The 7251-nt window shown below is 64.0% G+C and carries 7 protein-coding genes; 5 read left to right on the top strand and 2 right to left on the bottom strand.

The features are described from left to right. Together BKY26_RS16070 and BKY26_RS16065 are read right to left on the bottom strand one after the other, a co-directional pair. On the bottom strand, window positions 1–701 hold a 701-nt coding region (locus tag BKY26_RS16070; RefSeq protein ID WP_131541908.1), incomplete at its 3' end, for an aldehyde dehydrogenase family protein. Continuing rightward, window positions 701–1234 carry a flavin reductase family protein gene (locus BKY26_RS16065; protein WP_071691396.1) on the bottom strand — a complete coding sequence of 178 codons (534 nt, stop codon included), beginning with the start codon at window positions 1232–1234 and terminating at the stop codon, window positions 701–703. The genes BKY26_RS16065 and BKY26_RS16070, both read right to left, overlap by 1 nt. A gap of 112 nt (window positions 1235–1346) precedes the next feature. Here BKY26_RS16065 and BKY26_RS16060 point away from each other — a divergent pair, with 112 nt between their 5' ends. From BKY26_RS16060 to BKY26_RS16040, 5 genes are all read left to right on the top strand, one after another. Further along, window positions 1347–2177, top strand: a complete 831-nt coding sequence (locus BKY26_RS16060) for a LysR family transcriptional regulator (protein ID WP_071691395.1) — start codon at window positions 1347–1349, stop codon at window positions 2175–2177. Between the two features lie 75 nt (window positions 2178–2252). Continuing rightward, window positions 2253–3353: an MHYT domain-containing protein gene (locus BKY26_RS16055; protein ID WP_071691394.1), complete on the top strand. Its 1101-nt coding sequence runs from the start codon at window positions 2253–2255 to the stop codon at window positions 3351–3353. Window positions 3354–3495: 142 nt separating this feature from the next. After that, window positions 3496–4329, top strand: a complete 834-nt coding sequence (locus BKY26_RS16050) for an FAD binding domain-containing protein (protein ID WP_071691393.1) — start codon at window positions 3496–3498, stop codon at window positions 4327–4329. Between the two features lie 11 nt (window positions 4330–4340). Beyond that, window positions 4341–4835 carry a (2Fe-2S)-binding protein gene (locus BKY26_RS16045; protein WP_071691392.1) on the top strand — a complete coding sequence of 165 codons (495 nt, stop codon included), beginning with the start codon at window positions 4341–4343 and terminating at the stop codon, window positions 4833–4835. Beyond that, a complete protein-coding gene (locus BKY26_RS16040) occupies window positions 4832–7249 on the top strand; it encodes an aerobic carbon-monoxide dehydrogenase large subunit (protein WP_071691391.1) in 2418 nt (805 codons plus the stop codon). Before BKY26_RS16045 ends, BKY26_RS16040 begins: the two co-directional genes overlap by 4 nt. The last annotated feature ends 2 nt before the right edge of the window (window positions 7250–7251 follow it).

The following is a 7251-nucleotide window of genomic DNA, read 5'->3' as shown; positions in this document are numbered from 1 at the left end:
GCGGCTGTTGGCCCGCCGGTAAACGCGATGCGCGCCACCAGCGGATGTTTCGTCAGCGCCTCGCCGCAGGCGATGCCGCCGGTGACGATATTGACCACACCGTCGGGAATGCCCGCCTCAGCCACCAGCTTGCCGAATTCCAGTAGCGGCGCGGAGGCATGTTCCGAGGCTTTCAGAACGATGGTGTTGCCGGTCGCCAGCGCCGGGCCGATCTTGACGGCGCTCAGGAACATCTGCGAATTCCACGGGATCACGGCGGCGATCACGCCAAGCGGCTCACGGTTGGTGAAAACGAACATGTCAGGCTTGTCAATCGGCAGGGTCTCGCCATGGATCTTGTCGGCAGCCCCTGCGTAGAACCGCAGGAATTCCGCGATATAGCTGGCCTGCCAGCGGGTTTCCTTGAACATCTTGCCGGTGTCGCGGGTCTCGATCCGGCCGATATGTTCGGAATTCGCCGCCAGCAGGTCCGCCAGCCGCCCCAGGCACTTGCCGCGTTCGGTCGGCGTCATCTGTCCCCAGGGACCATCCAGCGCCGCGTGGGCCGCGCGAACCGCACGGTCAACGTCTTCGGGCGTGGCTTCGGGGATTTCGCACCAGTCCTCGCCTGTTGCCGGGTCGAAGGTGGTGAAACGCGCGGCATCCGACGCCTGCACCCATTCCCCACCGATCAGCATGTCATATCGCTGCAACTCGCCCATCAGTTCACGGCCCCCATGGTTTGCACGGTTTTCGGTGTGACGCGGTGATAAGCGCCATCGAGATAGGTCAGCGGCTCTCGGTCGCCATGGCCCACGGCCTCGACCCGCCCAAAGACCACCAGATGACTGCCGGACTGAACCACATTGTCGACACTGCAAGCGAAACTGGTCGCCCCCTCGATCTGCGGTGGCATGCCCTTGTCACCCTGACAGGGAATGCCAGTGAACCGATCCGCGAATTCGCGGTCATGGGCCCCGGCAAAGCGGTCGGCAATGCTGTCGCTGTGATCGGGCAAAACGTTGACGCAGAAGCGCCCGTTGCCCTCGACCGCCGCCGCGATGCGGCTTTTGGCGTGCAGGCAAACCAGAACGGTCGGCGGATCGGCGGAAACCGAGGAAAAGGCGCTTACGGTCGCGCCGTGGCGACCTGCGGTGCCGTCGGTTGTGACCACGGTCACACTCGACGCCACGCGGCGCATGGCGGTGATGAAATCGGACCGCTCGACGGCGGATGTTGGGGGCGTTCCCTGCATCGCAACCTCCCTTGCTCTGCTGTTTCGCGTAAGGGGAGAGTTGCAGATTCTGACATATCTGTATAACGAATTATTTTAAGCGATAAATTCAACTATCTTGAAGTGTAACGCCATGAACCTCGCCGCCCTGCAAACCTTCGTGGCCATCGTCGAAACCGGATCGCTCGTGCGCGCCTCGGAGCGGCTGCATGTGACGCAATCGACCGTGACCATGCGGCTGAAGGCGCTGGAGGCAGATTTGGGCCAAACCGTGCTGAACCGGCAGAAGTCGGGCGTGACCCTGACGCCTGCGGGCACAAAGCTGCTGAACTACGCCCAGATCATGATCGGGCTTTGGCGTCAGGCCAAGCTGGAAGCCGGGCTGCCGACGGGCGTCAACATGATCTGCAATTTCGGCTGCACGCCAGAGCTTTGGCCGATTGGAGGAAAGCGCATCTTCGACATGATCCGCGCGCGCCAGCCAGATATCGCCTTGTCCGTCTATCACGGCAGCCCCGAGGTACTGGACAGATGGACCGCGACTGGCCAGATCGACCTGTGCCTGACCCGCGACCCGGTGGCGCGCAAGGGCCAGACGGTGCTGCCCCTGCCCGCCGATGAATTGGCGCTTTATTCCGATCGGCCCGATACGCCCGTTCGCAGCGGATCGAATTACATCTTCGTGGACTACGGCGAGGATTTCCGCCGCAGCCATGGCGAGGAATATCACGACGCAGGCACTGCCCGAACCACCTTCAACGCCGCCAGCGCCGCACTGGATTACTTGCTGGAAGTGGGCGGATCGGTCTATCTGCCCCGGTCCCTGGTTGCAGCCCGAACCGATGCCACGGGGCTGTATGAAATCGCCGATGCCCCGCTCTTTTCCCTTGGCACCTATCTGCTGATGCCAGAGGCCGCGAAAAGCACCTGGGACTGGATCGCCGAGGCTTTTGCGCAAGGCTGACTCCATCTGGCAAATTGCGCGCCCCGCACCAGTTTGCTAGCCTGCCGCCAGCACCGGGGAGGGTGCAGGGACATCATGCTCGACTACACACATAATGGCTGGCTTGTCGCGGCCTCTCTGGCCGTGGCCCTGATGGCTGGCTTCACGGGGCTGTCCCTGACCCATGGCGCGTCGCGGCTGGACCGGCCAAGGCGCAAGATCATCGTGGCGCTGGCAGCAGTGGTTCTGGGCGGTGGCATCTGGTCGATGCATTTCGTGGCGATGCTGGGGCTGCAACTGCCGATCCTGTTCTATTACGACGCGCTGATCACGCTCGCCTCGGCCCTGATCGCGATCCTGATGGTGGGGCTGGCGCTGCTGCTATTGCATTTCCGCGCCCGGTCTTTGCCGGTCATTGTCGGTGCGGGCACGATCGTGGGGCTTGGTATCGTGGTGATGCATTACGTGGGCATGGCCGGGATGCAGCTGTGCAGACCGGTCTACACGGCTGTGGATGTCGCGATCGCGACAGTGGCGTCGGTCGTGCTGTCGGTGCTGGCGATCTGGGTCGCTTATGACAGCCGCACGCATCGAAACATCCTGCTTGGCACCGCCTGCTTCGGGCTGGCGGTCTTTACCATGCATTTCGTGGCGACGGGCCTGACCGGCTTTACCGCCGCGGATGCGGGCGGCGGGGCCGGGCCGACGCTGAGCAACCAGGTGCTGGCCATGGGCGTCACGGTCTCGGCCTTTCTGATCTGCGGGGCCTTCCTGCTGACCGGCATCACCTTTATCGAGCCTGCCCCCAGTGCCACCATGCCCCCACCGTCGCCCCCCCCGGCACCGCGCGCGACCGCAAGCGCCACGGCAGGCGTTCCATATGAGCGCGACGGCAAGACGGTCTTTGCCACCCCGTCCCGCATTGCCGCCATTCGTGCGGAAGGGCATTACACGGTGCTCTATGTCGGGGCCGAGAAACTCTTCTGCCCCTGGACCATATCCGAGGCAGACGAGCGCCTGGCATCTGCGGGCTTCCTGCGGGTTCATCGCAGCTACCTCGTGAACCCCGCGCATGTCTCCAGCTTCGAGCGGCACAAGGACAATGGCACCTGCTATTTCGAGGGAGTCGCCTCGCTTCCCAAAGTGCCCGTCAGCCGATCACGCCTGAGCGACATTCGGGAGGCGCTCGGGCTCTGATCGCAACTCGTGCAGCCCATTCGCATTTCGTGAAACAGATGGCGCGGCCTGTTCCCGGCCGCTGGAATGCAACCGCAGACTGATTGTTCCATGTCTCCAGACCCGACAGGCCAAGGCCACGGGCGCAGGGAGGACAACAGACATGATACCAGCCGGTTTCGAGTATCACCGGCCGACCGATACGGCGTCGGCCATCAGCATCTTGCAGGAACACGGGGATGAAGCGCGGGTCATCGCGGGCGGGCACAGCCTGATCCCGATGATGAAGCTGCGCATGGCCGATCTGGCCCATGTGATCGACCTACAGGATATTCAGGAGATGAAGGGTATCGAGATCGGCGCGGACAGCGTCACGCTCGGTGCCATGGTCACCCAGCACGAGCTGATCACCCATGACGGGTTGGCGGCGGCGGTGCCGATCATCCGCGAGGCCGCTTTGCAGATCGCGGACCCGCAGGTGCGCTACATGGGCACCGTCGGCGGCAACGTCGCCAATGGCGATCCGGGCAACGACATGCCGGGGCTGATGCAGTGCCTCGATGCGTCCTTTGAACTGGTGGGCCCCGACGGCACCCGGACCGTGGCCGCGCGCGACTTCTACGAGGCCGCCTATTTCACCGCCCGCGAGGATGAGGAGATCATGACCCGGATCATGATCCCGGTGCCGGCGGCTGGCGTGGGTCAGGCCTATGAGAAGCAGAAGCGCAAGATCGGTGACTATGCCACCGCCGCTGCTGCCGTGATGGTCGGGAAAGGGTCGGCCTCGGTCGCGATGACCAACCTTGCCGACACGCCGATCTGGTCGGAAGCGGCCAGCGCCGCGCTGGCGGCTCGTGACGTGGAGGGCTGCGTGGCCGCCATGCTCGACGCCATCGACCCGGTCGAGGACAACCGCGGCCCGGTCGAATTCAAGAAACATGTCGCCGCCATCATGCTGCGCCGCGCCATCGCGCGCGCCATTAGCCGCGCGGGCTGAGGAGAACACTCATGTCAAAGATGCACGTAAAACTGAACGTGAACGGGCGCGAGGTTGAAGGCCTTGCGGAACCGCGCACGCTGCTGATCCATTTCCTGCGGGAAAACCTGCGGATCACCGGCCCCCATATCGGCTGCGAGACCAGCCATTGCGGGGCCTGCACGGTGGATCTGAACGGCAAGTCCGTGAAATCCTGCACCGTCTTCGTGGCGCAGGCCAACGGGGCCGAGGTGACCACGGTCGAGGGGCTCGTCAACGATGACGGCAGCCTCGGCGTGATCCAGGAGATGTTCCGCGAACATCACGGGCTGCAATGCGGCTTCTGCACGCCGGGGATGATCACCCGCGCGCACCGCCTGCTTCAGGAAAACCCGACGCCCACGGAGGAAGAGGTGCGGTTCGGCATGGCCGGAAACCTCTGCCGCTGCACCGGCTACCAGAACATCGTCAAGGCCATCATGGCGTCGGCCGACATGCTGAACGCCCAGAAGGAGGCTGCGGAATGAACGACCAGAGCATGACCCCCGAAGAACGCGCCGCCAATCTCAAGGGCATGGGCTGCTCGCGCAAGCGGGTGGAGGATGTGCGCTTTACCCAAGGCAAGGGCAACTATGTCGATGACATCAAGCTCGACGGGATGCTGTTTGGCGATTTCGTCCGCTCGCCCTATGCCCATGCGCGGATCAAGAGCGTCAACAAGGAGGCCGCGCTGGCCCTGCCCGGTGTTGTCGCCGTTCTGACCGCCGAGGACCTCGCGCCGCTCGGGCTCCACTGGATGCCGACGCTGGCGGGCGACAAGCAGATGGTGCTGGCCGATGGCAAGGTGCTGTTCCAGGGCCAGGAGGTTGCCTACGTGGTGGCCGAGGACCGCTATATCGCAGCCGATGCCGTGGAATTGGTGGAGGTGGAATACGAGGAACTGCCGGTTCTGACCGACCCGTTCGAGGCGCTGAAATCGGACGTTGTCCTGCGCGAAGACCTCGACGGTCAGACCGAGGGCGCCCATGGCCCGCGCAAGCATCACAACCACATCTTCACATGGGAAGCCGGGGAAAAGGACGCGACCGAGGCGGTGATCGGCGGGGCCGAGGTGGTGGCCGAGGAAATGGTCTATTACCACCGGACCCACCCTTGCCCGCTGGAAACCTGCGGCTGCGTTGCGTCCATGGACAAGGTCACCGGCAAGCTGACCGTCTACGGCACCTTCCAGGCGCCGCACGCGATCCGCACGGTGGTCTCGCTGATTTCCGGCATCGCGGAACACAACATCCGCATCATCAGCCCCGACATCGGCGGCGGCTTCGGCAACAAGGTGGGGGCCTATCCGGGCTATGTCTGCTCGGTCGTGGCGTCCATCGTGACGGGCAAGCCGGTAAAGTGGGTTGAGGATCGGATGGAAAACCTGATGTCCACCGCCTTCGCCCGCGACTACTGGATGCATGGCAAGATCGCGGCCACGAAAGAAGGCAAGATCACCGGGCTCTGGTGTCACACCACAGCGGACCATGGCGGGTTTGACGCCTGCGCCGACCCCACCAAGTTCCCGGCGGGTTTCATGAACATCTGCACCGGGTCCTATGACATCCCGACCGCCTACCTTGCCGTTGACGGGGTCTATACCAACAAGGCACCCGGCGGCGTCGCCTATCGCTGTTCCTTCCGGGTGACGGAAGCGGCCTATTTCATCGAACGGATGATCGAGGTTCTGGCGATCAAGCTGAACATGGACGCGGCCGAGCTGCGCCGGATCAACTTCATCCGGGCTGATCAGTTCCCCTACCAGTCGGCCCTTGGCTGGGAATACGACTCCGGCGATTACCACACCGCCTGGGACAAGGCGCTGAAGGCCGTGGACTATGACGGGCTGCGGGCCGAGCAGGCGCAGCGGGTCGAGGACTTCAAGGCCGGCAAGACGCGCAAGCTTCTGGGTATCGGCCTGACGCATTTCACGGAAATCGTGGGGGCGGGGCCGGTCAAGAACTGCGATATCCTCGGGCTTGGCATGTTCGACAGCTGCGAGATCCGCATCCACCCCACCGGATCGGCCATCGCGCGGCTTGGCACCATCAGCCAGGGTCAGGGCCATGCCACGACCTTCGCGCAGATCATCGCCAGCGAGATCGGCCTTCCCGCCGATGACATCACGCTGGAAGAGGGCGACACCGATACCGCGCCCTACGGTCTGGGCACCTACGGGTCACGCTCGACCCCGGTCGCGGGGGCGGCAACCGCCATGGCCGCCCGCAAGATCCGCGCCAAGGCGCAGATGATCGCGGCCTACCTGCTGGAGGTCCATGACGACGACGTGGAATGGGACGTGGATCGCTTCGCGGTCAAGGGCGCGCCCGAGCGCTTCAAGACCATGAAGGAGATCGCGTTTGCCGCCTACAACCAGGCCATTCCGGGGCTTGAACCGGGGCTGGAGGCGGTCAGCTACTACGATCCGCCCAACATGACCTACCCGTTCGGGGCCTATATCTGCGTGATGGAAATCGACGTGGACACCGGCGAATGGGAGATCCGGCAGTTCTATGCGCTGGACGATTGCGGCACCCGGATCAACCCGATGATCATCGAAGGGCAGGTCCATGGTGGCGTGACCGAGGCGCTGGCCATCGCCATGGGGCAGGAGATCGCCTATGACGAGATGGGCAACGTCAAGACCGGCACGCTGATGGATTTCTTCATCCCGACCGCGTGGGAAACGCCCAACTACACCACCGATCACACGGTGACGCCGTCGCCGCATCACCCGATCGGGGCCAAGGGCGTGGGCGAAAGCCCCAACGTGGGCGGCGTTCCGGCCTTCTCGAACGCGGTGCACGATGCGTTCCGGCCCTTTGGCCTCGTGCAAAGCCACATGCCGCATGACCATTGGCGGATCTGGAAGATCGCCAACGGGCTCGGCCTGCACGGCTGATG

Source organism: Nioella sediminis (genome assembly GCF_001879695.1).
GTDB lineage: Bacteria > Pseudomonadota > Alphaproteobacteria > Rhodobacterales > Rhodobacteraceae > Nioella > Nioella sediminis.
Note: the sequence above shows the minus strand (reverse complement) of the source record. Positions and strands in the feature narration are given on the sequence as shown.